Source organism: Ruegeria sp. A5 (genome assembly GCF_056543005.1).
This window is the reverse complement of the sequence record NZ_JBQGAV010000002.1, coordinates 489,375-512,301: the sequence shown is the minus strand read 5'-3', so window position 1 is coordinate 512,301 and position 22,927 is coordinate 489,375. Positions and strand designations below refer to the sequence as shown.

Genomic DNA, 22,927 nt, shown 5'->3' with positions numbered 1-22,927 from the left:
CTTCTGACAAGACCTTTTCAGTTTCATTGACTCCGATTTTTGGGATCAACGAAAGAGCGCACGCTAAAGAACTGACAGACAGTTTTTCCCCGCAAATCTCGAACTCCGTAGACAAGCAGTCCGATGCTGGCGTTCACGACTTGGCCTTTTGCTTGGTCGGCTGACCACATGTGGGACAGTGATCGACCTGTGATATTGTTTCGGCATGCACGCGGTTTCGGATATGATCGGCAGCGCGGCGCGAGAGACCCAATTGCTTGCGAACTGCGTCAATCTCTTTCTCATCGGCCTCGCAGATATCGCCGTCTTCCAAGGCCTTTCGAAATTCACGTTCCAGGCTGGCCCGTCGGCGGTGCAACTGGTCGTTCAGGCCGCTGGCAATGATCCCTGCAGGCAACGCAGCCATACCGATGCCAATCACGGTGATCGCAGCGCCGAAGATCTTACCGGCAACTGTCACGGGCGTCACGTCGCCATAACCAACGGTCGTCAGCGTTGCCATCGCCCACCACATCGCTGCGGGGATCGAACCGAAGGCATCCGGTTGCGCTTCGTGCTCGGCCAGCCAAGCACCACTGGCCGCAAAAATCAGCATCACCATCAGGATGAAGAAACCTGCAAAAAAGGCGCCAGCCTCTTCCTCAAACACAGCAAGCAGCATGCCGAGCGCGGGGGAATACCGCGTGAGTTTAAGCAGTCGCAACATGCGGAAGGTACGCAGCAGACGCAGGTCAACCGGGAAGATCAAGTAGAGCAGCGCAGGTAAAATCGCTAGTAAATCGATGATGGCGATCGGGGAGACGGCCCATGCAGCGCGCGTTTTGTAACTTGGATTTTCAGTGGCGACCCACAGCCTTGCCGCGTATTCGACCACGAAGACAAACAGAGAAAGACCCTCAAAGAGGTTCAGAGCCAGGCCCCAACGGAAATATATGGAGTCAACCGTTTCCAGGATAACGGCGGCCACGTTCAGCGTGATTAGGGCAATTAGAGCTATTTCAAGCAACCAGGGACCGGTGGCCGCCCGGTCCGGGCGCTCGAGCCACCAATAGACTTTTCTTTTTAGATAGCCTGAACTTGTAAGTGCCTCACTCATGTCGAAACTGCGTCCAGGCGCGCGTCAGGGGGATCGCGATTTGCGATAGCAAAGCTGTCCCCCAGATCAGATTGCCTAACAAAGAGGGGACATGTGGGACGACAAAGAAACAGATGATTGCCAGCACTATCCCGAATACACGCACGTCCCATCGCCCGAAATCCGACGCCAAACGATGTTCTATGACGTTTTGAAGCACCCAAAGCATGGCAATGTAACCGGCAAGACCGAAACAGCCTATGGCGGCATATTCGGTTGGATATGGCTCCCAAAATCCGACTTTGACCTCGGCAGCAAGAGCCACGCCGACCATGACGCCGCAAAGCATCAAAATCAGGTGCGCAAGCCACCAGATGACCAACGTCGACACCTTTTTGTCTTTTGGTTTGGCATTGCCGACAAAGTCGAAATAGATCCAACACATCACGAACATCGAAACGCCACCGATGACGAAGTTGACGAGTACGTCCGGTGATACTTTGTAAATTCCTTTTTCGGACAGGGTGACGACCAGTTTGAAGAACCCTTCGCCTAATACGATCAACGTTAAAAGAGCAAACCGTTCAGCCATATGGCCAAGACGCGGGACAAACCTCTCGAAACGCAGGACTGTGACACCGGGGATCATATACATTGCCTGCGTGGCCACCATTGCGACGGCAAACACCCAGTAAGCAAGAGGAGCAGGCAAAAAGGCTGCAATCGCAAAGATCACCGCAAAGACCGAGAAATTGCGGATCTGGGCCGTCGACATCGACTCGCCTGATGAATTGGCCCGCCGGGCTCGATAGTACAGCGCCGCGATCATGGCCCTGTTCGCAGCAAATCCTAACGCGAAGAAAACCCAACCCTTTCCGTCAATAGCCGGGATCGCCGCTGCCATGAACATCACCGTGCAGATCATCACGGCCATAATCAGCCGATGCCAAAAGTCGGTACTGACGTAGATCGAGTTGAATATGCTGAGTTCGCCCCAAGCGTACCAGAGCGTTATGAAGACTCCGGCGAACACAAGAAACCCATGCAGATCGAGATGATGCGACAGGTAATTGCCCAATAGAAAGATCGTCACGACGTGGATCAGGTCGTAGAACAGCTCGGCCCAGTGGACATGGTCGTGCGCGTGGTCGAGGTCTTGGTGATGTTGCGGCTTCCGCCAGATGGGGTGATCATGCAGTGCCATAAATTAGGAACTCTTCCAAGTTGAAGGGCTGTAGCGGCCGGCATGCGGCCACTCCGACTGAGTTTTTAATTTAAGAGGAAGGTTGTCGCGGAGACTTACGTCATGCAACCCCCACAATGGTTGTTCAGCGATGGCAGGCCGGGCGACACCTGTCCGATCGTGGTTTTTTTACGCCGGAAGTGCCTGGTATTCACTGGTGTCACGCGGCCCTGTCGTCTCGTAGATGCAGCAGGATGCGGGCGTAGTTTTCCTCGCCCTGCGCACCGGTCACGAGGTGACGTTGATCGAACACCATTGCAGGCACGCCCCGAACACCTTGGCTGATCCAGAATTGCTCTTTTTGGCGCAAGTGATTGGCCCGATCTTGGCTTTGCAACATGTCTAGCGCATCCACGCGGTTCAGCCCGATGCCTGCGGCCGCGTCGGCGAGAACCTGCATGTCCGAGACGTCCTCGCGACGGGTGAAGAAGGCCGCTAAAAGTGCCTGCTTCATCTCGTGGCCTTTTCCTAGTTCCGTTGCCCAGTCAATCAACTGATGCGCTCGGAAGGTGTTATACATCCGCATGTCATCGGCGTAGTTGAACTTGAACCCAAGTGCTGCGCCCATCTCGCTGAGGCGGGCACGCGCCTTGATCGATCCTTCCAAAGTGGTCCCGTATTTTGCCGCCAGATGTTCGCGTAGGTTCTCGCCACCCTCGGCCATCTGCGGGTTCAGCTCGAATGGATGCCAATGGATATCTAGTTCGGTCTGGGTGTCGCGCGCAGCTTTGGCAAGTTGGTGGTAGCCGATCACACACCAAGGGCAAACAACGTCTGACACGATATCGACGCGAATGGGCAGAGCAGCTTGCACGGTTCAGGTTCCTTTTACATCGCTGGAAAAGCGCGACGCGTTTTCCTTAGCAAAGGCGCTGGCATCTGCGTTGGTATCCCAGAATTGGGGGTTGGCCTTTGGGATGGTCAACGCCCGTTGCACGGCCGGCCGGGCGTCAATACGGTCGAACCAGGCGTTCAGATGCGACAGGTCCGACACATCTACCCTTGCCCAGACATATGCACGCGCCCATGGGAACAGCATCATGTCAGCTATGGTGTATTCGTCTGCAGCAATCCATTCGCGCCCGTGCAGACGAGAGTTCATCACCTCCATCAAGCGGCGGCTTTCGTCCACGTAGCGACGGATTGAAAAGGGCTCTTCATGGCCATTAGGCGCAGCGATGTGCTGGAAATACATCGCCTGTCCCATCATCGGTCCTACGTGCCCAACCTGAAACAGCATCCATTGCATGACCTCGGACCGTTTGACCGGGTCCGATGGCAGAAATTTTCCGTATTTCTCGGCCAGATACCACAGGATCGCGCCGGATTCGAAAATCGCGCGCCCTTCCGAACGGTCTTCGATGGTCGGGATCTTTCCGTTCGGGTTCAGCGCCAGATAATCCGGCGCTTTTTGTTCCTGTTTGGAAAAGTTGATGTGAGTCAGGTCGTATGGGACACCTGCCTCTTCCAGAAAGATGACCGGCTTGTAACCGTTCATCGTACCGGCGGTGTAGAGATGGATATCAGGCTGGGACATGTTCAACCTCGGCAAACGTGGTTTTCAGATGCGCGTCAAATCGAGCGAAATCGGTGTCGATTTCTGGGTTCTTCATTACATCAAATGCCGCAAAGGTCGGAAGCGGCTGCATCGCAAAGAACTTTGCGTTCAGGTGCATCGGGCGCAGCAAATCATCGACGCTACCACCGGCAAAGAACGGTTCGGCCTCATTGTTAAACGCTTCTTTCGGGGCGTTGAACGTCACTGAAAGCATGTAAGTCTTATCGCTCAGCGCGCCTCCCATCCCATAATTGGCCTTCGGTGCTTCTGCCGTCCGACCGTCACCGGTACTTAGCCGCCCATCCATTCCAGCGGTGTAAACTTCATCCATGTACTTCTTGAAAACCCACGGAACGCCCATCCAATTCACCGGAAACTGCATGATGACCGTATCGGCCCACATGTGCGCCTCAACCTCAGCATTCGCGTCATAGCCGTCGGCGACAGTTGCCACGCGTACCTCGTGACCCATTGCGGTAAGCATGTCGCGCGCGCGCTCCGTTAGGCTGGCGTTCAACTGCCCAGGGGCGAATTCGTAGGGCTGAGTACCGTTCACGATCAGGATTTTTCTCATGTCCATATCCTATTTGTGTAATCTTGAACCCTTGACTTTCTTCGGGCTCAGAGAGCATTTGATGGTACAGGTGTTGGAAATCAACTAGTATACTTTTGGTAACCTAGTTGCCTAAGCTAAAGGATGACGATGCGAGCGCGGATTGACGAAGATGCCAAAGGGCGCCGACTGGTCTCGGAGGCCTGTGTGGAGCCATGTGCAATAGAACGAGGTATGCGGATCATTGGCGGAAAATGGACCGGGTCTATCTTATGGCACCTCAAAGATGGTCCTGTGCGTTTCAACGATCTGTCGCGCATGATCGGCGGGGCAAGCAAGAAGATGATCACCGAGCGATTGCGTCAACTTGAGGAGCAGGGCTTGGTTGCGAGGCAAGTAATGGATACTGCCCCTATTTCCGTTCAATATTCCATTACCAAGTTTGGCAGAACGGCGCTTGGATTTCTCGATGAACTGCGAAAGTGGAGTGAGGAGTTACCCAACGGTTTGAATCGATAGCATCGGTGTGTGTTATTGTTTCTTCTGATCGCCGTTTGTCAAAATGCAACGACTCGATTTTGATGTGTACAGTTCCCTTCAGACGTCTTGGTTGCGTCAGAGATTTCTTCCGTCATAGATTATCTCAGGAAGGCGAAGTGCGTCCAACTCATCTATGCATCCCAGGTTAACTCGATAGTGGCCAGGGTTCAGCCGCGTCTCGACGAATGTATGAATTCCACAGCGATTGCAAAAATAGTGCCGCGCCGATTCTGTGCCAAATTGGTAGGTTGAGAGAGCGTCCTGCTCACTTCTGATTTTAATTTCTTCAGGCGGGATAACCGTTGCACTCATCACCATGCCTTTGCGGGAACATAGTGAACAATCGCATCGCATTGCATGATCGATGTCGGGTAAGCATAGCTGGCTGGGGATTAGAAGCGCGAACGACGGTTTCAGTTTCAAGGTTCAAATCCATCTCAGCGGATCTCCCAGAGACTGTTGATCTTCCCCGAGTTCAGAGCGGAGTGAACAGATAGAATGATGCGGCGAGACACCAATTTGTTTCATCCCGACCCGGAGCGGGCAGGGATTGAATCAAGGCAGCTCCAAGACGGGTCAAGATAGACGCAGGAAACAAATTGCTGAACAGAGTTCTGGAATGTGACATAGATGATCTTCGCCGAGGTTGGGTGTGGGTGGACTAGTAGTTGAAACGCAAACCTAAGCCAGCACCTTTATCGTAGGGGCGGTCGGAACCTATACCGATGAGGAAATCAGCATAAATTGCCATGCCAGGACTGAGGTTCTTGCCAATCTGGAACTCAGCGGTCGCTGGCCAAGTATCGTTCTCCCAGTCATATGGTGCTTTGATATCAGCCTTGGCCCAGTACCCATCGCCAAACGGTTGTAGCGCAATTAACCGCATCGCGGTTTGGTTTATGTCCGTGGGGCCATTGTATGAAGCAAAATGCTGGAGCAGTGGGATCAGCGTCAGCCCTGATTTTGTGTTTGCAAAGGCGAACCCGCCAAAAGGCGCAATTTGATCGGACCCGGTTCCGATCCCTTTTTCCGGGTCGCCAAAGTCCAGTATCCACTCCAGGCCAATGGCCGACTTGATGGCCCATGTGTCGTTGAGCGGTCTCTGAGAAGGGAAATAGATCGCTTTGAGGCTCAATTTCTCAAAGTCAGTGAAACGCGTTCCGGTCACATCCGTTGAGTTGTAGTGCAACTCATATTTCAGTTTCAGATCAGGCCGCAGCATGTATGCGCCATCTATAAAGGCGTCCTGCTTGTCGGCACCGTTGCCCAAATCAAAATACTGATACCGGATGTCCGTGTTATTGACTGCGGCCAAAGGGTTTGAAGCGTTTTCATCGGCAATTGCTGGGGTCGAGACAATGCCAGTTGCCACTACAAGTACAAGCGCTTGGAATTTCATATCGTTTCCAGAAACTTTGTTGTGGGTGTCGAGCCCCACATCAAGCACATCATTTGTTGATGCGGGGCTTGCAGTACTTTTTGTTTTAGTCGGGCTGAATGTCCCGCTTGGCTACAAAGGCATCCACCGCTGCGACGGTTTCAGGACGAAGGTTCACGATACCTTCATAGGGACGTCCGGTCGCGGCCGGTTGATCGGGGTACATTTCCTTGAATTTCAGGTGGCGGGCAATAATGCGGTTAAACTCATGTCCAGCCCACGCGCCGATCTCTGTCGATACGCTCTGTTCTTCGCGGGGGTCGCGAAACAGGTTGTAGAACTTGGCCACGATAGCATTTTCACCTTTGGCCGGAACCTTGAGTTTGATGTGTTCCTTTACCACCTCTTTCAGTGAGTTGATCGAGTAGATCAGAACATGATCCCGGCGCCCATGCGTATCGCCAATGAACATCAGGGACGTCTGATCGACACCGTCAATGATCCGGTCGCGGGGGATGGCATCCATCGCTCCGCCGATACGCGCAATTGACGTGAACAAATCAGAGATATGAATAATGTCAGATACAATCGAGTCTCCCTCGATCAAGCCGGGCAGGCGGGCAAACGCGTCCACCCGAACGCCTCCTTCAGAAGTATCGGCCTTGCCGCCGCGGAAGACCAGCGGCGAAAACCCACTGCCGGGGGCATATTTGGTGAAGTGACCATTGTCGCCCATCAAAACGATCAGGGTATTGTCTCTGAGCCCCAGCGTATCGACTTCGTTCAGGATGACCCCGATCCATTCATCCAGCTCTTCCATGCTTTCAACGAATGTACCGCCGTTGGGTGTCGTGAACGCCTCTCTCGTCGTGCGCGTTGTCGACAGAGGGACAAGCGGCCAGTATTGCAGGAAGAACGGTTCATCCCGTTCTGCTAGCAGGCGCAACTGTTCCATCGCCTGTGCCTGATAGCGGATGTTCATTTCATTATATTTGTCCTGGGTCCATTTCTCACCCGGTTCCATATGGACTTCGCGGACCTCCCCGCCAATAACAGCTTCAAGGCCGGTAATCATGTGTCCCGGATCAGGGCGAAACCAATCATCCAGCGTGTATTTGGAGTTGTAGTTGTCTTGCCCAATGGCCATGGTGATTTCTTCCTTGGCTGCATCTTCGTTGAAGATGGCCAACTGGCCCTGCTGATGGATGGGGAACGCGGCGTAGTCAAAGCCCTGATAAGTAGGCCAAGATTCCTGAATGTCGCCCATGTGCCACTTGCCAACATGCGAGGTGTTGTAGCCTACGGATTTCAGAACTTCGGCAATTGTGACTTCTGCATCGGCAAGGCCAAAACCTGAAATATCGACGGCCGTATCGCCCATCCCATTGCGATACGGCTGGCGACCCGTCATGAAGGCGACCCGCGACGGTGTACAGGACGGCTCGGTGTACATGCGCGCAAACCGCATGCTTTGCTCTGCGAGCGCGTTGATATTGGGCGTCGAATACCCGCGTATCGCGTTCATCTCGGGCATACCCATGTCGCCAAAACCCATATCGTCAATAAGGATGTAGAAGATGTTTGGAGGGTTCCCTCCGTTTTTCTCACGAAAATCGGCCAGCAGTTGGTCAACCTGTGCGTCGTTCTCGACCCAAACGGCTTCGTTTTGCTGCTTCAGCACATAGTATTCCGCATCATGCACGATATTGCTGTCCTGAGCTGCCGCCGTGATAGCGGAGCCGGCAAAGACCAGCGCGGAGAGGAACAGTTTTGATTTCATGAGATACCCCTGTTTCATGATTTACTTGTTTTCAGACCTTCAAGGATCAGATGATGGCAAAAAGTCGAAAGGGAGAGTTCGCTGTCTTCAGCCTGTGAGCGCAACAACTCTTTTTCGCTTTTGGTTAGCAGCGTTACGACGCGTTCGGTGCGCGCAGTATCGTCAGGCAACGATGGGCGTCCGAACCTCTTCCCTCTCGATTTGTCTGCTTTGTCTTGCAATTGTCCAAGCCTACATATTCGAATAACATTTCATGAAAACTACCTGCGTGGCGGAATGGACGACATCAAAAAACGATCAGCCCCCAAAAAAACCTGCGCCCCAAACACACTTTTTTTGCAGGACCCTTCGCAATTCCGCGAGCTGTCCCAATGGGATGTCGAGCTACGCCAAATTGAAGAGGGAAATATGAACTCTTCGGTATCCGTTTGGGCAGGTCTTGACCTTCAAATGATTGATTTGTCGTTTGATAAGGCTGTGTACCAAACCGGTGTTTCTCGCCCTGACATTCTAGCGTTTGGCTTACCAGACAAAGGGAGTGTAAGGACTTGGCTTAACGGCTCACCCTCAGACACCGCTCTGATGAATTTTGGTAGCGAAGACCCTTTTGAAGGCGTGAGCAATTCAACGCTTACAGGCCTGACCTTTGGTATCGACATCCGAAGGGCTCAACGGATCGCCGACGATTGCGGTCTTGATATCAGCACCGTGCGAAATGACGCTTTAAGATCTTTCGTTAGCGACGCTGGCAAGCTTCATTCTTTAGTTAAAAACAAAGCGCGCTTTCTAATTGGATCAGCGGCTGGACCAAGCTCGGATAGTGAAGAGAGTGATATGATCTTAGAGCTTCTGGAAATGCTGGTGGTAGGCGAAAAATGGAGTGATCGGCGAAACAGTAAAAATAGAACCCGTTTAGCACAACAAGCTGTTGAATTCATGCGAGTTCATTTGATGGATAACGTTTCAATCGGTGAAGTATGTGCAGATATTCAGGTATCCGCATGCACTCTTCGTCGCGCGTTTCAGGAAACATATGGGGTGAGCCCCAAGCAGTTTTATCTAAAAGCCCGTCTCGGTGCTGTGCGCCATGAACTGGTATCCTGCTCGCCAGAGGAGAGTATATCGGACATCGCAAACGCTTACGGATTTTGGCACATGGGTCAGTTCGCGCGAGACTACAGAGCACTCTTTGGACAACTGCCGACACAAACGTTGTCAGGCAAAATGAACTGAAACAGAGCTTGGCAACAGTCTTTGGCGCAAAGTTTGTGTTAAGCAATTGTAGTTGCGGAGCCACTGTCAGAGTTCAGTGGCTAGCGACGCTGAGACCTTGGCAGTACGCGGCCTAACTTGTCCGCAACACGAGAATTGCAAAGTCGGATTTTGAAGGTCCGCTTCGGGCTGCGTGCAGCCATTACGTTAAGCTCTAGGAACGGCGGCTTCGTCCACACACCTGAACTTGAGCCAGGTTCAGGCGTGGCAAAGCATGATCTATTGCGTCAGGTGATCGGTAAAAGCCCAATTTGCCCGCGCCTCGCTCCCAGGGTTGAGAGTTCTCAAAATAGTATATCGTCGAATCACATTTTGGCCGTAGCTTCGAGGCTTAGGCTTTCCTTTCACTGAGGTTTACCCATGCGCGCACTCCCGTTTGCTTCGATTGTCTTATCCGCGATTTTTGGGCCTATGGCGACGACAAGGTGATCTTTGGAAAGGCACTTGATGCACCACCGACCGAACCAGAATTGGAAGGTCCGGTCGGTCGCTCTGAATAACGGAAACTCATTACACCCCCATCTTCAAAAAAGACCCGCATCGTTCGGAGGGAAACCAAGTGAACAACGCGGGCTGTAGTTTTGGGGTGTTGTTGTTACGGTACTGATCGAAGGATGGATCAAAGTTCCCCGCGTCACCTTTATCTGGGATGATGGGCAACGCGGGGAAATAATCTGACCATGGGACTAGCCAGACTATGTCGAATGTGCGCTAGCCGCTGGTAGTCGATCAAGTTGGCATGCGCGCAAATTCTGTTCGCTACAGTCAAAGTTCGTCACCCGCCATTTGCACAGCGCAGCCGCGTTTTCTGAAGCGGACCTACAAGCTGAAACAAACAAGAAATTTTCAAGCACGCGAGAGCAAACTTTTTGGCGCGCGTAAAATTACTTGATTTGTTGTATTTTAGATTCAAGTATTCGCATGCGTGGCAAATTAGTATTACCTCTGTTGCTCGCGCGTTCGCCAGATCCGTCTGGTTGCCTCCCGGAGATTCTAGTGAGTGGTGTCGCCGGGAGGCCATTATTTTCGGTTAAATGTTCAACAAATTAGAGGCCTGTGCGTTACCAAGCTACTGAAACAATATGGCTGCTCTGGTCCGCAGAGCAGATTTTATTGGGCTTGAAACGCTCGTTTAGGAATGGCAACCCAAAAGGAACCAGCGTCACGTGGGAAATGCCAAATGAAAAATCTTTTTCTAACGTGCTGCTTTGGAGCTATTTCTCTAGGATTTGCAGCGTTACCTTCAGCCGCGCAGCCCCGGCTAGGTTGGGCGTATCAGGTTGATGGGCTTGCTGCGTTTCAAGGGGACGCGGATTTGAGTGACGGTGGCGAGTTCTCTGCAAGCCGAGCATTTCTACGCGCCACCGCACTTTACAATCTGGAAGGAGGAAACTCCATTGGGCTTTCAACCAGCTTCGGCAAGCTGGATTATAGCTTTAGTCAATCGAACAATCAGCCATGGGAGAACATCCGTGATTTGCGCGTTGCTGTTCCCATGCGATTTCGTGCGAGCGATACAGCAACAGTTTTTGTGTCACCACAGATCAGGTGGGACTATCAAAGTGGAGCTTCCACATCTGATGGTAGGACCTACGGTATTTTCGCGGGTATTGCTTGGCAACTTAACGAGCGCCTGACGATAGGACCGGCCTTTGGCGCGTTCTCTCAATTTGACGATGGTGGTACAGATTTTTTTCCGGCCCTGCTGATCGATTGGGACCTAAATGATCGCTGGAACTTGAACACCGGCTCAGGGATTGGAGCGACACAAGGCCCCGGGTTGACGCTGAACTACGCGTTGAATGAGACCATAGACCTTTCATTAACCGCACGATCGGAGAGAATTCGATTCAGGTTGGATGGGGAAGGTCTCGCGCCGGACGGGGTGGGCGAAGACAAGAGTGTCCCCGTTGTACTTTCCATTGGATACAACCCAAATCCTGGAGTTTCATTGAGCGTATTCGCAGGCGCAGAATTTGACGGCCGCCTGACGCTAGATGATGCGAATGGAGCAGAAATAAGTCGCCAGAGCTACGATACTGCGCCATTGGTTGGACTGGCGTTTCGGGTCAGGTTCTGATCACAGCATTGACCAAGTTTGCCAGTTGCGTGGGAATTCTTCTTGTGGCTGAGTTCGAACGTCCGCTTAGTCCGCTGAGCCGCTGTTGAACACGTCAGGCAAGCTTACGAACCTTACCGAAACGTCGAATGACCGGTTCGAGCCCAACCTGTGCCGCCGCACGGTCTATGAGAGCCTTTGAAATGCCTTGAAGACAATCTGCCAGCGTCCTCGGTCCTTCAACAACGTAAGCGTGTCGCAAAACTTTCGTTGTCCCCATTGGTCGTGGACAACTGCGACCGCTGTCGCACCGGAAACATGCAACGACCTGATTTCCCAGTCCGGAACCGGGCCCGTAGGGTCGGGAGCTGCTTCTACACAGAAATCAGCGAACTCCTCTGCGCTATCCCATTGAAGTTCGCCATCAATCAGCCCCGACGACACAAATCGCGGATGAAAGGCCCCCGTTAGCAGTGCCTTATCGCCTCGATTGAAGCCGGTCACATACATTTCGATCACGGCCCGGATGGCTTCTTCCTCATTGCCCATTTTAGCATCTCGCGGATTTTTAGGAGCGATGCTGTCAATCGGTCGTAGCGTTTGATGGCTACCAAGCTACTTTATCGCATCCCACCGCCGTTACCAATGACCGCTTCGTCCGCACAGTGACCTTCCAGTTCAGGTGGATTTGCTCCCGCAGCGAATGTCTCCTCTGACGGGCTGCACCGCAGAGACTGCTACGTCGATCGAATGGTAGGTCTGGGCCGTCCTAAGCAGATGCTTCCTTGAGTGTAACGCCGGGTGCATGAAGACCCTTGGCTGATCGCGTGAATATCTCGAAGCCATCCGCTGTCACACCGATCGAGTGTTCAAACTGAGCTGACAGCGATCTATCGCGAGTTACAGCGGTCCAATCATCAGCTAGCATTTTGACCTCCCCTCGACCCAGGTTGACCATCGGTTCGACGGTAAAAATCATCCCTTCACGTAACACTGGTCCCTCGCCAGCCTTGCCAAAATTAAGGATATTGGGCGAGTCGTGAAACACCTGTCCAATGCCATGCCCGCAAAAGTCCCGCACGACCGAACAGCGTTCCGATTTTACATGGGATTGGATTGCATGACCAATGTCGCCGAGCCGTGCGCCAGGACGTACTGCTTTGATCCCAAGCATCATCGCTTCGTGGGTGACCTGGATCAGTCGTTCTGCTGCGCGTTTCGGCTTGCCGATCGCATACATCCGGCTTGAATCGCCGTGCCAGCCATCAAGGATCAGGGTGACATCGACATTGACGATATCACCGTCGCGCAACTTTTTCTCTTTCGGGAATCCGTGGCAAACCACGTGGTTCACTGAGGTGCAGCAGGCGTATTTGTAGCCCTTGTACCCGAGGGTCGCAGGAACTGCGCTATGCGATGCCGCGAAGTCCAGCACGTAGCTGTTGATCTCGGATAGCGAAACTCCGGGAGCTACGAGGTCAGCGACACCGTCCAAACATGCCGCAGTCAAGCCGCCTGCATGACGCATCCCATCAAACGCATCCGCCCCATAAAGTTTGATGCTTTCAGTCCTGCGTGCATCTTGCGCGGGGGGCGCAACGGGGAGGTTGATGTAGCTGTCCATTTGGTTTCCTATGGATTTAGTCGATCTGAAGATTATATACGATTCGCATATGTTTCGTATAATAAAATGGAAGACCTAACGATGGGCATCGTGAAGATTGAAGACGGACTACATGAGGATATTCGTAAGGCCAGCACGGTGATGTGCCGGTCGATCAACGCCCAAGCGGAGTTTTGGATAAGAGTCGGGATGCTCGCTGAGACCAACCCAACTCAAACATTTAATGAGATTATTGCACGGCAACTCAAGGACGCAGACTTGGAACTATCCGATATTGCTGCGGCATAAGTGGAAAATTCTAGGCATCGCCATCCGATGGATTTGGCGGTGTTTCGGTACTGTGCAAGTGAACCTAACCCGTACTATCTCCGTCTTGGCGGTCAGTTCAACCACGCCAGATAGATGGCCATAAAAATCCAAACCAGGACAATCTGTACCACCATAGCGACGATCAGGAACTTTGACCGTTTATAGTCTTGTTTTACGTCGATCTTTTTCATTGAACCATCTCCGGTCTGTCAGATCACTTAGTCTGACACTATTGGTTACATATTCGGAACCGAACCCCACACAAGGCGCGATAGCGCAATGCAGCCATGCATCCAGGAGGCGTTTCTGAACGGTGATAATGTAACGTTAGTCAAAGTGCGGCCATTCTCACACAATTCCACCATTCGCGCGCATGGTCTGGCCGTTGATCCAAGCACTATCCGGCTTGGCTAAGAATGCAACGACGCTTGCGATGTCTTCTGGGGTGCCCAGTCGCTCAAGCGGGGCCATTTTTGCCATCCGGTCCACGACCTCTTGGGGTTTTCCATCAAGAAAAAGGTCCGTTGCTGTCGGTCCGGGCGCGACTGCGTTCACAGTGATCGCGCGACCCCGCAACTCTTTGGCGAATATCGATGTCATGACCTCTACCGCAGCCTTGATGCCTGCATAGACGCCATAGTTCTCAAGCTTTAGCCCCACAACGCTTGAGGAGAAATTGATGATAGCACCTCCGTCGCGAAGACGGTCCGCTGCCTCGCGCAACGTGTTGAATGTCCCTTTAAGGTTTACAGCAACCTGACTGTCGAACAGTGCGTCATCGCTTTGGGCGATAGAGGCAAGTTTCATAATGCCAGCATTGTTCACAAGTACATCGACACCACCAAATTTCTCTTGAGCTGCCTCGAACAGGTGCGCGACTTCGGCTGGGTCCGAGACATCGACTTTTACGGAGATGGCGTGCCCACCCGCGGCTTTGATTTCGTCAACGACCTTTTGGGCAGCGGTTTGATTGCCCGCATAGTTGACAACAACATTCAAACCTTCGGCTACAAGTCGCTGCGCTATGGCTGCACCGATGCCGCGGGAGGCGCCGGTGACAATTGCTGTTCTCTTTGTCGCGTTTTCCATTTCGATTTTCCATATGATTTGGGATGGCCTATGCCTCGACGTGCGCACGCCAGACTGCTTTGTGACGGGCCGCGAAATCCGCCAAACTGGATGGCTGACGGCCGGTAATGCGCAAAACGTTGTCGGTGACGCGGTCTTCTGAGCCCTCGGCAATACTTGTGTCCATGGCTGCAAGCGTTGTCGCATAGGCTTCTGGTAAACCTGCTGCCCTGTACCGTACCGATAGCTCTGCTTCGCTGAGATTATGATGAGTGACCGGGTTCTTTGTCACCTCGGTCAGAATTTTCGCCACGTCGTCATAACTTAGTACAGCGGGGCCGGTCAGGATGAGATCGTCGGACGCAAACGCGTTCTGAGACAACGCTTCGACGGCGACCGTCGCGATATCTTCGGCGTCGATGAAGCCAACCCTACCGCGACCGGTCGCGGTATGGATTGCGCCTTGATCCCGAATGGGCGCAAGCAGCTGCCCTTCGGAAAAGTTCTGCATGAACCATGTCGGGCGTAGAACGACCCATTCCGGAGCATGATCGCGCAACCAGGCATGAACCGCACCCATCATCGGCCCCCCTGCTTCGAGCGAAGACGCGCTGAGTAGGACAAATCGTTTCACACCTTGGCGGATGGCCAATTCCATAAATGGGATCATCGCTGGCAGAGGCACGGCAACGCCGCTTGGTGCGACCAGATAAATGCTCGAAACGCTTTCCAGTGCTGCAGCCCATGAGGTTTCATCGCTCCAATCAAAGCGAATGTCGTGCGCCGCTTTGGGACGTCGTGTTGCGACGCGATAAGCAAGGCGGCGGTCAGCAAGCTGTGCGGATATGCGGCGACCGGTTGTTCCGGTTCCGCCGGTGATCAAGATGGTGTTACGCACGGGTAAATCCTTTCCCTTCAGGGTTGGGCACGGCATCTCCGGTCGCGGCTAGCGTGATGCGCGGGTCCCAATAGTCAGCGTAGTAGGTGATCTTTCCGTCCCGTGTTTCGATGACGGAGATCCATTTCTGATCGTAGGGCGCGCCAGTGCGCCCTTCGCCGCTGCCAGAAAACTCCAGAACAACCTTGTTGCGGTCTGCCATCTCGCTGACACGCAGGTCAAAAAAGTCGTCGATGCGAATGAGATCAGGCAAAACCTTCAAGTAGCGCGCCAACGCGTCGCGCCCGTCGATGCGCTTGATGAAGCCAGGGGGTGCATAAGGCGCCTCAAACACGCAGTCCTCCGCGAACATGTCGAGAAAGCTTTCGGCGGTAGGGTCGATCCGCTGGCCAAGGCCTTCCCGCAATATGTCAGTCAGACCTTCAAAACGGGTTTGCTCAACAGTCATTGACAAGTCTCCTTTTTCGATGGAACGGTAGCGTATCGACCATATAGGGAGTAAATGAATGGAACGCAACCGTTCCGACGAAAATTCTACGGCAGAGCCATCCACGCGAGTGCCCAGCGGGGCGGCGGTGATGCGGACATCAGTCACGGATGCGCTGACGCGGGCTTTCTTTGAGGAATGGGCGCGCACAGGGATTGGCACACTTAGTCTGGAGCGTGTCGCAAAGCGGGCGGGGGTTGGAAAAGCTGCACTTTATCGGCGCTGGTCCTCGAAACACGAGATGGCAATTGATGTGATCAGCGCCGTTGGCCTCAACCTAACACCGATCCCCGACACCGGGTCCTTGATTGAAGACCTGCGGCTGACCCTGCTTTCCTTGCGCCGTGTTCTGAGGCACCCTTTGATCAAGCGCATTCTGCCAGACTTGCATGCCGAAATGGCCCGTACAAGTTTGCTGAGCACAGAGATACGAACGACACTACAATATGAGCGCCGGGCTCGTGGGGCGACGATTGTCGAGCGTGCCATCGCTCGCGGCGAACTGCCTAAGTGCGCGGACATTGACCTGGCAAATGATGCGCTTGCAAGCATTCTGTACTGGCGGATTATTGTGACTGGCGGGCGCGTGCACCGACAGGATCTGGACAAGATTGCACGCTTCATTGCTGTTGGCCTTGGCGCACAACCAGCGTGAGCCAAGGCGGCGTCGGCAGAAACGCAGCGGCGCAAACCGCTGCTTTTCCGATTTGAATTACGCAGCAAGGGCAACAGCATCACTGCCTGCGGGTACGCGGAATGGGCAATTCTCATCCGTTACAGCCCTCCAAACCGCCGCCACAACATCGGAAGGATGTGTCGGTTCTTTGGATGCGTTTTCCATGAATGACGCCATCACTTGATCGATGAAGGCCTGATAGGCGCCGGGCGTGTAGTGTGCTTCAGACATAAGAGCTCGTGCATTGCTGCCAAAGCTGGTGCTTGGCGCTTGTCCAGGCAAAACCAACCGCGTGCGGATGCCCAACGGCGCCAGTTCCAGCGCGAGACATTCCGTGTATGCGTTCACCGCCGCCTTACTCGCGGTATAGGCGGACAAGAGGGGGAGCGGTTTCATCGTCACGCTTGAGGAAACGTTGACGATGACGCCGCTGCCTTGGGCGCGCATCTGTGGCAAGACAGCTCGGATCATTTCGAACGTGCCAAAGACGTTCGTCTTGAAGAGCGAGCGAACGGTTGCATCTGGTGTGCCTTCAAAGGCACCGAGCCATCCGATACCTGCGTTGTTGACCAATGCGTCGATTGGTCCAGCGGCCTCAACTGCGCGGGCGATACTGCCATGATCTGATACGTCCAGCGGCAGAATGTGCAGGCGGTCTGAGGCAGGCAACACGGTTGGATCGGGTGTGCGCATTGTTGCGACAACCGACCAACCTTGATCAAGGAAATGACGAGCAGTCTCAAGTCCGAAGCCTGAAGAGCATCCGGTGATCAATACGGTTTTCATAGTGTTGTCTCCTTCTGGTTTCTGTTGTGGTGCCTCATATCTTGTCAAAGATTGAGAGATTTTCTATAAACAGAAATCCGTATTTTATTATTGAGAGTCCGAAATGGCGGATCCCCTCTCCGAAGTGATCTCGCTTCTGCGCCCACAGGCGCCCTCTACAAAACTGGCGCATGCGTCCGGTCCGTTCCGCGTTTGCCGTGATGACGTAGACGAAGTGTTTTACTGCATGCTGTTGGCCGGGCAGGCCAAGCTGGAGGTTGATGGCCATGCGCCTGTCAACTTGACTGCCGGGAGTTTCGTTCTCATTCCCGCCATCTCCCCGTTTGCTGTGTCCAGTCTTATTCCTCCACCTCCGACGGGGCTTGTTAGCCAACCTGTTGCCGGAGTGGATGGGATCACACGGATTGGCACCTTGGACGGACCGGCAGAGGTTGAAATGCTGGTTGGACATTGCAGCTTTGGCAGCCCGGATGCAGAGCTTTTGGTGTCGCTTTTGCCGGAAATGATCCTTGTGCAGGGAGAGGATCGTTTGGCAACGTTGGCATCGATGGTGCAATGCGAGGCGCGCGCTGATCGTCCAGCGCGGGATGCAGTCGTGGAGCATTTGTTGCAGATCCTTCTGATCGAAGCCTTCCGATCCACATCCCAGCCGAACGAGATGTCTGCATTAATAAGTGGTCTAACCGACGCACGTATCGGAGTGGCGTTACGTGCGATCCATGCGGCCCCTGATCATCCGTGGACGGTTCCTGAACTCGCACGGGAAGCTGGCCTTTCGCGGTCGGCTTTCTTTACCCGATTTAGCAGGATCGTTGGCATTGCACCGATGGGTTATCTATTGAATTGGCGGATGACGCTCGCAAAAGACATGCTGCGCTTAGGCAACCGTGGCATTGCTGAGGTATCAGAGATGATAGGGTACGGGTCTGCAAGTGCGTTTAGCACAGCATTTGCACGTCATGTTGGCGCTCCTCCGGGGGAATACGCGAAGATGGCCGCCGTTGGTTAGAGGCGGGACCAGATCGGCCCCGACCTCCCCGCCACGACCATGGCGCTAAGTGGAACCGGATCAACTTGCGTTCACGTGATTATTGCAGCCTCAGTCGCGACGCTTGAGAGAACTGCATTCGGTTGTGGAAAGCTGGCATTAGAGCAACTGAAGCGAAATGGCGCTTTGTCCCGCAAAGTGTGAGTTCACCTGATCTGAGATTTTGCAAATGCAGCGAACGGCCGGTTTGACGGGCCGCAGCGCAGCATGCTGACTAGGTGAAGGAGGTCAGCTTTGGGCCGCCTTTGGCAGGGACAGCAATTCTTTAAGTCACGGCTTTGGCGCATTGGTAAAAAGAGCTTTGAACAGTTCTTCTGACCGACGTAAGCCGTCGTTTGTAAGCACGACAGACTTTGCTTTGCCGACCGGATCCAAAATGAGTCCCTTTTTGGTGCAGCCGACCGAGCACGTTCCAGTCATAGCCCTTCCAAGCGCGTCGCCGGTCGTGGAGCGTCAGCCAGAGCAGCGCCAGAACCGCGTCGTCAACACTGTCCTCATTGATCTCCATATTCATAGGGAACGGCAGCGACTTGGGTTTCGTCAAGCTTCAATGCAGCTTATGGCCTGAGAGATCAGGGACTGCCTTGGGTCCGTGAGCTACGACATCTTCTGAAACCGTCGGTTGGCCACAGATCGAACAATGCTGTCATACTGTCTCAAGACAGAATTTTAGGAACTTCTCCCCTTCGTACTCGATCTGGCCAACCGGCTTTGCGCCCAGTCTGCCAAGCGCTCCTAGGTTTCTGCGAGACGGTGGCAACAGGAAGGTCACAAATGGAATGCGGTCGTCTGCTATGGCGAATTCAACCGCCTTCATCGCGATGCGCCGTCCTAGGCCGAACGCGTTAGGCTTTAGAACCAAACCGAAGTCCCACTCTTCGCCTTCTTTTTGGAAACCGCCCCACCCGACATAGGCGTCGTCGACCAGAAACGCCCAGTGCCCAAGCCCGTCGCGCGCCCAGTATTCCTCCTTTTTGGAGACGAACCCGGCCGCAACCTTGGTGTCCCACGCAAAGGTCAAAAGCGGCATGTGTTCAGCGACACGTGGGTCGGACATGTGAGCTACGATTTCAGACGACTCAATTTCTGTGAGCCGGACAAATGAGATGTCATCTTTCAAATCAGCATCCTTCAGCGTCCCTATTCGGCCTGCGCGTATCGCAGGCGCCTCGTTCATTTGAGATTGGGGAAAGGCCCGGGTTTCCGGGCCTTCCAGTTGCGGGAGATATAACCGAGCGCCGTTAGTGCTTCGACTTTTGCACCCTGTTCCAAAGATTGATCATGCTGATGTCTGCCGTGATGACAGAGATCTCCTGATCAGAATAATGCGCTCGCAGATCTCTCCGAAGGTCTGACAAGTCCATGTCCCTATCAAGGTACGTCAGCGCTTCGGTCCAGGCGAGAACCGCCTGTTCGGCTGGAGAGAAATGGTCCGCCTCTCGCCAGACAACGAGCGTATCAAGCTTTGCCTGCGAAACACCTGCTTTGCGTGCCTGGTTGAGGTGCATGGCTATACAGTAAGCGCATTGATTGATTTGAGACGCCCTAAGTTCGATCAGCACAGACAGAGCGTGATCGAGGCCATGATTTGCCATCAGAGCGTGGGTATCGCCGAGATGCCCGAATATCTCGGGCTGGTTCTTCTCGTGCATCAGAGGTGGGTTGGTATCAGTCATGGATTTGTTCGTTTTGGTTGGGGTTAAGTGTAGTGCACGTCAGCGACGATCGGCGCCGGTTTCCACCGCCACGCCATCACAACGATGGCCGCCATCGCGATCAGTTGAAGAGCAAGGTGGTAGGCGTCATCCAGGTCGATGGGCGCAGGCGGGATCATTGTGACCGTCGTGATGAGTGCCGCGACAAATGTGAGCGGACGGGCGAAACGAAGCTCCAGTACAAGTGACAGCGGCACCATGGAAATTGGCACCGAGACTACCACACCGCCGATCAACATCAATTCCGGCGTGATCTTCATGCCGTTGAACTGGCCGGTCATGATGGTTTCGAGGAAACCGGGCATCACGAATTGATGGAGGTCGCGAAAGATGATGTTGAGCAGAATGAAAAGCCAAAGGGCCGCGAGTTTGATGTGGGTTTCTGCAGGACGCATTTCTGTGTTCTTTCCTTTGCCTGTGTGGCGTTGATCGTGGTTTTGGTGCCGAGATTTTCCGGGTGAACTGGCACGCTTTTCTTGCTGCGCCAGCGAACTGTCGATTTCCCAAAAATGGACACCAGCTATACGCATATGCATGGCATTGAATGCGGTTCCCTTTCCCGAATCGACGGGCGGGCCGGTTTGCTACCTGGATAGCAAGGGTTGGATGGAGGCAGTTGGGCTGAGCGCTGCCCAGATGAGAAACAGGCCAACGGTCCCAAAAATAGTGGCATAGGCCCGTGACGATGCGGTCGGAGCAAACACCAGAACGCCCGCAGCCCCGACATTGGAGACGATGCCCATCAGCACGGCCGCCCAAGGAAACACTCCGTTCATGCTTTGCCAAAGACCCACACTGTAGCCCACGAGCAAAGCCGTAGCAGCCATTCCGTAAAGCCGGAAAAGGGTCGAGGAAGATGCAGCGACGCCGGTCATGATCTCGAGCCTGTGTCTCGGCAAGACCAAGAACGGCCCCGTCACCAGAACAACTGTCACCATAATCTTCGCGCTAAGTATCAATGATATTGCAGACATGAGCTGAAACTCTATTGTGAACTCAGACGCCTCTTAACGGAGCTAAAACCGAATGTCAAACTCAGATACTACATTTCGTCGGCAATCCCCTGTTCCCATAGACAAGTGCGGGGCAGCCCTCGCGACCGACATCATGTCAGATCGCTGGACAATTCTGATTATGCGCGAGGTATTTTACGGTGTGATGCGTTATGACGACTTCCGCGCGGACATCGGCATACCGCGATCTGTCCTGACAGACCGCCTCAAGCGTCTGGTCGACGCCAAGATGCTCAAGCGCGTGCCCTACCGCGAAGGCAATTCTCGAACCAGATACGGATATGCGCTTACAGATGTCGGTATGAGCTTTGGCCTGACCCTACTTGCTTTGATGGCATGGGGGGACGCGCACTTTGCAGAAAACGGAAGTGCGATAACGATCGTCGATCGGTCAACCGGAAAGAAATTGAAGGTCGCCATAGTGCCCGAAGAAACGCCGGAAGTCAGCATAACCGGCGTGAGGATTGTTCCGAACTAGGTCGGACGAGGAGCGTTGATCCGTCGCGGAACGAGCCGCAGGTTTGACGTCGTTTTGCGGAAGCGCGCCCCATGACAAGACGGCTATGGCCCACATCTGCCAAGCGTCTTTTTGCATGAGTGTCTGCCTTGTCCGCAGAATGTAGGTTCATTCACGACCAGATTTTGCGCTTGCGGCGAAAGTCTGGTTCGGTGAAGCTTCACTGCTGTGCGGCCTAACATGATGAATGGCCGGTATGGGCCGAGCCTACCAAAGAACTGCTGGCCCGCTGTCATAGAGCAGATTCATCGCCGTTAGCCCCAAAAAGCTAGTTGTGAACGGCATGGGTTTCAGATCACAGGGCAAAATCCACGAGGGTACCGAATTGAGGATGAGGTTGCCGACGAAGTAACGATGGTGCAGCTCCTGGATACTGATCAGCAAATGCCCTAAAGCCGCGCAGAGGTTTTTTGTGAAAACTACCTTGCGGTGTTTGACATGCGCTAGATTCAGCCATTCAGGTGCCTCGCCAGTGCTCGGATATGCGCCGTAGATGATCCACAGCAGCCCCCAAGACACGTTATTCCGAACGAAGTCTTTAACTTGGACACACCCATACCAAAATCATCAGGTGCCTCAGTGTCGATTTCCTGCAACCCCTCCAGTTCATCTGGTGATTTGGCAGAAGTGTTGGCATCAATGCCACGTATTCGCTGAGTTGCCTGCGGATTGCGATCATATGCAATCCTATACGCTGAAGAGAAAACTGAGGTATGCACGCAGTTCACGGCATAAGCCTCGGGAGGTCTGGCGTTTTCGTTGTCGAGCGTATCAATGGCCTGATCAAGCGGCGTGCCGTCAAGGATACACCCATCTGGCCTGACAACAAAGCTGAGCACGTAAGGCAAGTCAGTTGACGACATAACACGCGCAATGCCAACCGCTTCGCGAAAGCTCGGCAAGGTCTGAGCCTTGAAGAAATCAATGCCGGTTTCGGCCAGTTCCTCTATCTGGAGGCCATGCCGTTCAATCGCCGTTCGCGTATCTGGGGCTTCCGCCGGCAAATAACCATCACCAAACGGTCCTGTAACCCCGGCGAGAAGAATCTGGGCAGAACCTGCGCCATAGCTGTCCCGCACGTCCTTCATGAACGCAAAAGCATCCCGGTTGACCGACTTGCTTGCATATTTCGACTTTGCGATCCGGTCCGCGCTCGCTCGCCATGTGGGAGTACCCGCAACCATTGGCAGGCCAGACGCCTGGCCAATATTGAGATACTCACGATGCGTTTCGGCCAACACCTGTCTTCCGATCTCATCGTAGATCATTCCGGCATGTGCAATGTGTGGATCAAAGGAGCTCCCTGCGCCTCGCCGCAGGCGCTCATA

28 protein-coding genes and 1 pseudogene are annotated in these 22,927 nt (G+C 53.7%); 7 read left to right on the top strand and 22 right to left on the bottom strand.

All coding sequences use genetic code 11. The annotated features are described in order from the left end of the window. Window positions 1-133: 133 nt before the first annotated feature. The 5 genes from ACR0AY_RS08355 to ACR0AY_RS08335 all read right to left on the bottom strand — a co-directional run bounded on the left by ACR0AY_RS08355 (window position 134) and on the right by ACR0AY_RS08335 (window position 4,450). Window positions 134-1,096, bottom strand: coding sequence for an ion transporter (locus ACR0AY_RS08355; RefSeq protein WP_170510845.1), 963 nt, complete (start codon window positions 1,094-1,096; stop codon window positions 134-136). Then, window positions 1,089-2,279 (bottom strand): low temperature requirement protein A, encoded by a 1,191-nt coding sequence (locus tag ACR0AY_RS08350; RefSeq protein WP_120981189.1) that lies wholly within the window; start codon window positions 2,277-2,279, stop codon window positions 1,089-1,091. The genes ACR0AY_RS08355 and ACR0AY_RS08350 overlap by 8 nt, the downstream gene beginning before the upstream one ends. 199 nt (window positions 2,280-2,478) lie before the next feature. Next, complete coding sequence (locus ACR0AY_RS08345; protein ID WP_480453987.1) at window positions 2,479-3,132, bottom strand: DsbA family oxidoreductase; 654 nt, start codon at window positions 3,130-3,132, stop codon at window positions 2,479-2,481. Window positions 3,133-3,135: 3 nt separating this feature from the next. Continuing rightward, complete coding sequence (locus tag ACR0AY_RS08340; RefSeq protein ID WP_170510847.1) at window positions 3,136-3,855, bottom strand: glutathione S-transferase N-terminal domain-containing protein; 720 nt, start codon at window positions 3,853-3,855, stop codon at window positions 3,136-3,138. After that, window positions 3,842-4,450, bottom strand: a complete 609-nt coding sequence (locus ACR0AY_RS08335; RefSeq protein ID WP_170510850.1) for an NAD(P)H-dependent oxidoreductase — start codon at window positions 4,448-4,450, stop codon at window positions 3,842-3,844. The genes ACR0AY_RS08340 and ACR0AY_RS08335 overlap by 14 nt, the downstream gene beginning before the upstream one ends. 213 nt (window positions 4,451-4,663) lie before the next feature. Here ACR0AY_RS08335 and ACR0AY_RS08330 point away from each other — a divergent pair, with 213 nt between their 5' ends. After that, window positions 4,664-4,948, top strand: a complete 285-nt coding sequence (locus ACR0AY_RS08330) for a winged helix-turn-helix transcriptional regulator (RefSeq protein ID WP_259462647.1) — start codon at window positions 4,664-4,666, stop codon at window positions 4,946-4,948. Between the two features lie 96 nt (window positions 4,949-5,044). Here ACR0AY_RS08330 and ACR0AY_RS08325 read toward each other — a convergent pair whose 3' ends face one another. From ACR0AY_RS08325 to ACR0AY_RS08310, 4 genes are all read right to left on the bottom strand, one after another. Then, window positions 5,045-5,323: a GFA family protein gene (locus tag ACR0AY_RS08325; protein ID WP_170511553.1), complete on the bottom strand. Its 279-nt coding sequence runs from the start codon at window positions 5,321-5,323 to the stop codon at window positions 5,045-5,047. Between the two features lie 307 nt (window positions 5,324-5,630). Next, window positions 5,631-6,416, bottom strand: a complete 786-nt coding sequence (locus tag ACR0AY_RS08320; protein ID WP_170510853.1) for a hypothetical protein — start codon at window positions 6,414-6,416, stop codon at window positions 5,631-5,633. A gap of 37 nt (window positions 6,417-6,453) precedes the next feature. After that, the gene (locus ACR0AY_RS08315; RefSeq protein ID WP_170510855.1) at window positions 6,454-8,127 is read right to left on the bottom strand and encodes a sulfatase-like hydrolase/transferase; all 1,674 of its coding nucleotides are present in this window, start codon (window positions 8,125-8,127) and stop codon (window positions 6,454-6,456) included. 14 nt (window positions 8,128-8,141) lie between these two features. After that, entirely contained in the window at window positions 8,142-8,297 is a 156-nt protein-coding gene (locus ACR0AY_RS08310) for a hypothetical protein (protein WP_170380012.1), read from the bottom strand. 106 nt (window positions 8,298-8,403) lie between these two features. Between ACR0AY_RS08310 and ACR0AY_RS08305 the strand changes: the two genes are divergently transcribed. Together ACR0AY_RS08305 and ACR0AY_RS08300 are read left to right on the top strand one after the other, a co-directional pair. Then, a complete protein-coding gene (locus ACR0AY_RS08305) occupies window positions 8,404-9,360 on the top strand; it encodes a helix-turn-helix domain-containing protein (protein WP_170510858.1) in 957 nt (318 codons plus the stop codon). A gap of 1,219 nt (window positions 9,361-10,579) precedes the next feature. Continuing rightward, entirely contained in the window at window positions 10,580-11,479 is a 900-nt protein-coding gene (locus ACR0AY_RS08300) for a hypothetical protein (protein WP_480453984.1), read from the top strand. A 165-nt stretch (window positions 11,480-11,644) separates the two neighbouring features. Here ACR0AY_RS08300 and ACR0AY_RS08295 read toward each other — a convergent pair whose 3' ends face one another. Together ACR0AY_RS08295 and map are read right to left on the bottom strand one after the other, a co-directional pair. Further along, a complete protein-coding gene (locus ACR0AY_RS08295) occupies window positions 11,645-12,007 on the bottom strand; it encodes a nuclear transport factor 2 family protein (protein WP_170510861.1) in 363 nt (120 codons plus the stop codon). 220 nt (window positions 12,008-12,227) lie between these two features. Next, on the bottom strand, window positions 12,228-13,082 hold the full coding sequence (map, locus tag ACR0AY_RS08290; protein WP_480453982.1) for a type I methionyl aminopeptidase: 855 nt from the start codon (window positions 13,080-13,082) through the stop codon (window positions 12,228-12,230). A gap of 66 nt (window positions 13,083-13,148) precedes the next feature. On the opposite strand from map, the gene ACR0AY_RS08285 reads away from it, so the two are divergent. Further along, a complete protein-coding gene (locus ACR0AY_RS08285; protein ID WP_480453980.1) occupies window positions 13,149-13,370 on the top strand; it encodes a ParD-like family protein in 222 nt (73 codons plus the stop codon). A 369-nt stretch (window positions 13,371-13,739) separates the two neighbouring features. On the opposite strand, the gene ACR0AY_RS08280 is transcribed toward ACR0AY_RS08285, so the two are convergent. The 3 genes from ACR0AY_RS08280 to ACR0AY_RS08270 are packed head-to-tail and all read right to left on the bottom strand — an operon-like array spanning window position 13,740 to window position 15,805. Continuing rightward, window positions 13,740-14,480 carry an SDR family oxidoreductase gene (locus ACR0AY_RS08280; protein ID WP_170510870.1) on the bottom strand — a complete coding sequence of 247 codons (741 nt, stop codon included), beginning with the start codon at window positions 14,478-14,480 and terminating at the stop codon, window positions 13,740-13,742. 28 nt (window positions 14,481-14,508) lie between these two features. After that, on the bottom strand, window positions 14,509-15,357 hold the full coding sequence (locus tag ACR0AY_RS08275; protein WP_170510873.1) for an ergot alkaloid biosynthesis protein: 849 nt from the start codon (window positions 15,355-15,357) through the stop codon (window positions 14,509-14,511). Then, window positions 15,350-15,805, bottom strand: a complete 456-nt coding sequence (locus tag ACR0AY_RS08270) for a nuclear transport factor 2 family protein (RefSeq protein ID WP_170510876.1) — start codon at window positions 15,803-15,805, stop codon at window positions 15,350-15,352. The genes ACR0AY_RS08275 and ACR0AY_RS08270 overlap by 8 nt, the downstream gene beginning before the upstream one ends. Before the next feature lie 58 nt (window positions 15,806-15,863). Here ACR0AY_RS08270 and ACR0AY_RS08265 point away from each other — a divergent pair, with 58 nt between their 5' ends. After that, on the top strand, window positions 15,864-16,499 hold the full coding sequence (locus ACR0AY_RS08265; RefSeq protein WP_170510879.1) for a TetR/AcrR family transcriptional regulator: 636 nt from the start codon (window positions 15,864-15,866) through the stop codon (window positions 16,497-16,499). 57 nt (window positions 16,500-16,556) lie between these two features. On the opposite strand, the gene ACR0AY_RS08260 is transcribed toward ACR0AY_RS08265, so the two are convergent. Further along, window positions 16,557-17,306, bottom strand: coding sequence for an SDR family oxidoreductase (locus ACR0AY_RS08260; protein ID WP_170510882.1), 750 nt, complete (start codon window positions 17,304-17,306; stop codon window positions 16,557-16,559). Between the two features lie 103 nt (window positions 17,307-17,409). On the opposite strand from ACR0AY_RS08260, the gene ACR0AY_RS08255 reads away from it, so the two are divergent. Then, window positions 17,410-18,315 carry an AraC family transcriptional regulator gene (locus ACR0AY_RS08255; RefSeq protein WP_170510884.1) on the top strand — a complete coding sequence of 302 codons (906 nt, stop codon included), beginning with the start codon at window positions 17,410-17,412 and terminating at the stop codon, window positions 18,313-18,315. A 309-nt stretch (window positions 18,316-18,624) separates the two neighbouring features. Here the strand turns inward: ACR0AY_RS08255 and ACR0AY_RS08250 are convergent, their stop codons facing one another. From ACR0AY_RS08250 to ACR0AY_RS08225, 6 genes and pseudogenes are all read right to left on the bottom strand, one after another. Continuing rightward, the gene (locus tag ACR0AY_RS08250; RefSeq protein ID WP_480453997.1) at window positions 18,625-18,774 is read right to left on the bottom strand and encodes a DUF6429 family protein; all 150 of its coding nucleotides are present in this window, start codon (window positions 18,772-18,774) and stop codon (window positions 18,625-18,627) included. Next, window positions 18,761-18,862, bottom strand: a pseudogene (locus tag ACR0AY_RS08245) (DUF6429 family protein); the annotation flags it as partial. The gene ACR0AY_RS08250 and the pseudogene ACR0AY_RS08245, both read right to left, overlap by 14 nt. 138 nt (window positions 18,863-19,000) lie before the next feature. After that, complete coding sequence (locus ACR0AY_RS08240; protein WP_480453977.1) at window positions 19,001-19,411, bottom strand: hypothetical protein; 411 nt, start codon at window positions 19,409-19,411, stop codon at window positions 19,001-19,003. Between the two features lie 184 nt (window positions 19,412-19,595). Continuing rightward, window positions 19,596-20,006 carry a carboxymuconolactone decarboxylase family protein gene (locus ACR0AY_RS08235; protein ID WP_480453975.1) on the bottom strand — a complete coding sequence of 137 codons (411 nt, stop codon included), beginning with the start codon at window positions 20,004-20,006 and terminating at the stop codon, window positions 19,596-19,598. A gap of 47 nt (window positions 20,007-20,053) precedes the next feature. Next, window positions 20,054-20,464 carry a DUF6326 family protein gene (locus ACR0AY_RS08230; RefSeq protein WP_170510893.1) on the bottom strand — a complete coding sequence of 137 codons (411 nt, stop codon included), beginning with the start codon at window positions 20,462-20,464 and terminating at the stop codon, window positions 20,054-20,056. 189 nt (window positions 20,465-20,653) lie between these two features. Next, window positions 20,654-21,004 (bottom strand): hypothetical protein, encoded by a 351-nt coding sequence (locus ACR0AY_RS08225; RefSeq protein WP_480453973.1) that lies wholly within the window; start codon window positions 21,002-21,004, stop codon window positions 20,654-20,656. A gap of 172 nt (window positions 21,005-21,176) precedes the next feature. Between ACR0AY_RS08225 and ACR0AY_RS08220 the strand changes: the two genes are divergently transcribed. Beyond that, window positions 21,177-21,560: a winged helix-turn-helix transcriptional regulator gene (locus tag ACR0AY_RS08220; RefSeq protein WP_480453972.1), complete on the top strand. Its 384-nt coding sequence runs from the start codon at window positions 21,177-21,179 to the stop codon at window positions 21,558-21,560. 488 nt (window positions 21,561-22,048) lie between these two features. On the opposite strand, the gene ACR0AY_RS08215 is transcribed toward ACR0AY_RS08220, so the two are convergent. Then, complete coding sequence (locus tag ACR0AY_RS08215) at window positions 22,049-22,867, bottom strand: homocysteine S-methyltransferase family protein (protein ID WP_480453970.1); 819 nt, start codon at window positions 22,865-22,867, stop codon at window positions 22,049-22,051. Window positions 22,868-22,927: the final 60 nt, after the last annotated feature.

Excerpts from the sequence above, each read along its gene's own strand:
- ACR0AY_RS08355 (WP_170510845.1), bottom strand. The coding sequence starts at position 1,096 with ATGAGTGAGGCACTTACAAGTTCAGGCTATCTAAAAAGAAAAGTCTAT.
- ACR0AY_RS08350 (WP_120981189.1), bottom strand. The coding sequence starts at position 2,279 with ATGGCACTGCATGATCACCCCATCTGGCGGAAGCCGCAACATCACCAA.
- ACR0AY_RS08340 (WP_170510847.1), bottom strand. The coding sequence starts at position 3,855 with ATGTCCCAGCCTGATATCCATCTCTACACCGCCGGTACGATGAACGGT.
- ACR0AY_RS08335 (WP_170510850.1), bottom strand. The coding sequence starts at position 4,450 with ATGAGAAAAATCCTGATCGTGAACGGTACTCAGCCCTACGAATTCGCC.
- ACR0AY_RS08330 (WP_259462647.1), top strand. The coding sequence starts at position 4,664 with ATGCGGATCATTGGCGGAAAATGGACCGGGTCTATCTTATGGCACCTC.
- ACR0AY_RS08325 (WP_170511553.1), bottom strand. The coding sequence starts at position 5,323 with ATGCGATGCGATTGTTCACTATGTTCCCGCAAAGGCATGGTGATGAGT.
- ACR0AY_RS08315 (WP_170510855.1), bottom strand. The coding sequence starts at position 8,127 with ATGAAATCAAAACTGTTCCTCTCCGCGCTGGTCTTTGCCGGCTCCGCT.
- ACR0AY_RS08305 (WP_170510858.1), top strand. The coding sequence starts at position 8,404 with ATGGACGACATCAAAAAACGATCAGCCCCCAAAAAAACCTGCGCCCCA.
- ACR0AY_RS08300 (WP_480453984.1), top strand. The coding sequence starts at position 10,580 with ATGAAAAATCTTTTTCTAACGTGCTGCTTTGGAGCTATTTCTCTAGGA.
- ACR0AY_RS08295 (WP_170510861.1), bottom strand. The coding sequence starts at position 12,007 with ATGGGCAATGAGGAAGAAGCCATCCGGGCCGTGATCGAAATGTATGTG.
- map (WP_480453982.1), bottom strand. The coding sequence starts at position 13,082 with ATGGACAGCTACATCAACCTCCCCGTTGCGCCCCCCGCGCAAGATGCA.
- ACR0AY_RS08285 (WP_480453980.1), top strand. The coding sequence starts at position 13,149 with ATGGAAGACCTAACGATGGGCATCGTGAAGATTGAAGACGGACTACAT.
- ACR0AY_RS08280 (WP_170510870.1), bottom strand. The coding sequence starts at position 14,480 with ATGGAAAACGCGACAAAGAGAACAGCAATTGTCACCGGCGCCTCCCGC.
- ACR0AY_RS08270 (WP_170510876.1), bottom strand. The coding sequence starts at position 15,805 with ATGACTGTTGAGCAAACCCGTTTTGAAGGTCTGACTGACATATTGCGG.
- ACR0AY_RS08265 (WP_170510879.1), top strand. The coding sequence starts at position 15,864 with ATGGAACGCAACCGTTCCGACGAAAATTCTACGGCAGAGCCATCCACG.
- ACR0AY_RS08260 (WP_170510882.1), bottom strand. The coding sequence starts at position 17,306 with ATGAAAACCGTATTGATCACCGGATGCTCTTCAGGCTTCGGACTTGAG.
- ACR0AY_RS08255 (WP_170510884.1), top strand. The coding sequence starts at position 17,410 with ATGGCGGATCCCCTCTCCGAAGTGATCTCGCTTCTGCGCCCACAGGCG.
- ACR0AY_RS08250 (WP_480453997.1), bottom strand. The coding sequence starts at position 18,774 with ATGACTGGAACGTGCTCGGTCGGCTGCACCAAAAAGGGACTCATTTTG.
- ACR0AY_RS08240 (WP_480453977.1), bottom strand. The coding sequence starts at position 19,411 with ATGTCCGACCCACGTGTCGCTGAACACATGCCGCTTTTGACCTTTGCG.
- ACR0AY_RS08235 (WP_480453975.1), bottom strand. The coding sequence starts at position 20,006 with ATGCACGAGAAGAACCAGCCCGAGATATTCGGGCATCTCGGCGATACC.
- ACR0AY_RS08230 (WP_170510893.1), bottom strand. The coding sequence starts at position 20,464 with ATGCGTCCTGCAGAAACCCACATCAAACTCGCGGCCCTTTGGCTTTTC.
- ACR0AY_RS08220 (WP_480453972.1), top strand. The coding sequence starts at position 21,177 with ATGTCAGATCGCTGGACAATTCTGATTATGCGCGAGGTATTTTACGGT.
- ACR0AY_RS08215 (WP_480453970.1), bottom strand. The coding sequence starts at position 22,867 with ATGATCTACGATGAGATCGGAAGACAGGTGTTGGCCGAAACGCATCGT.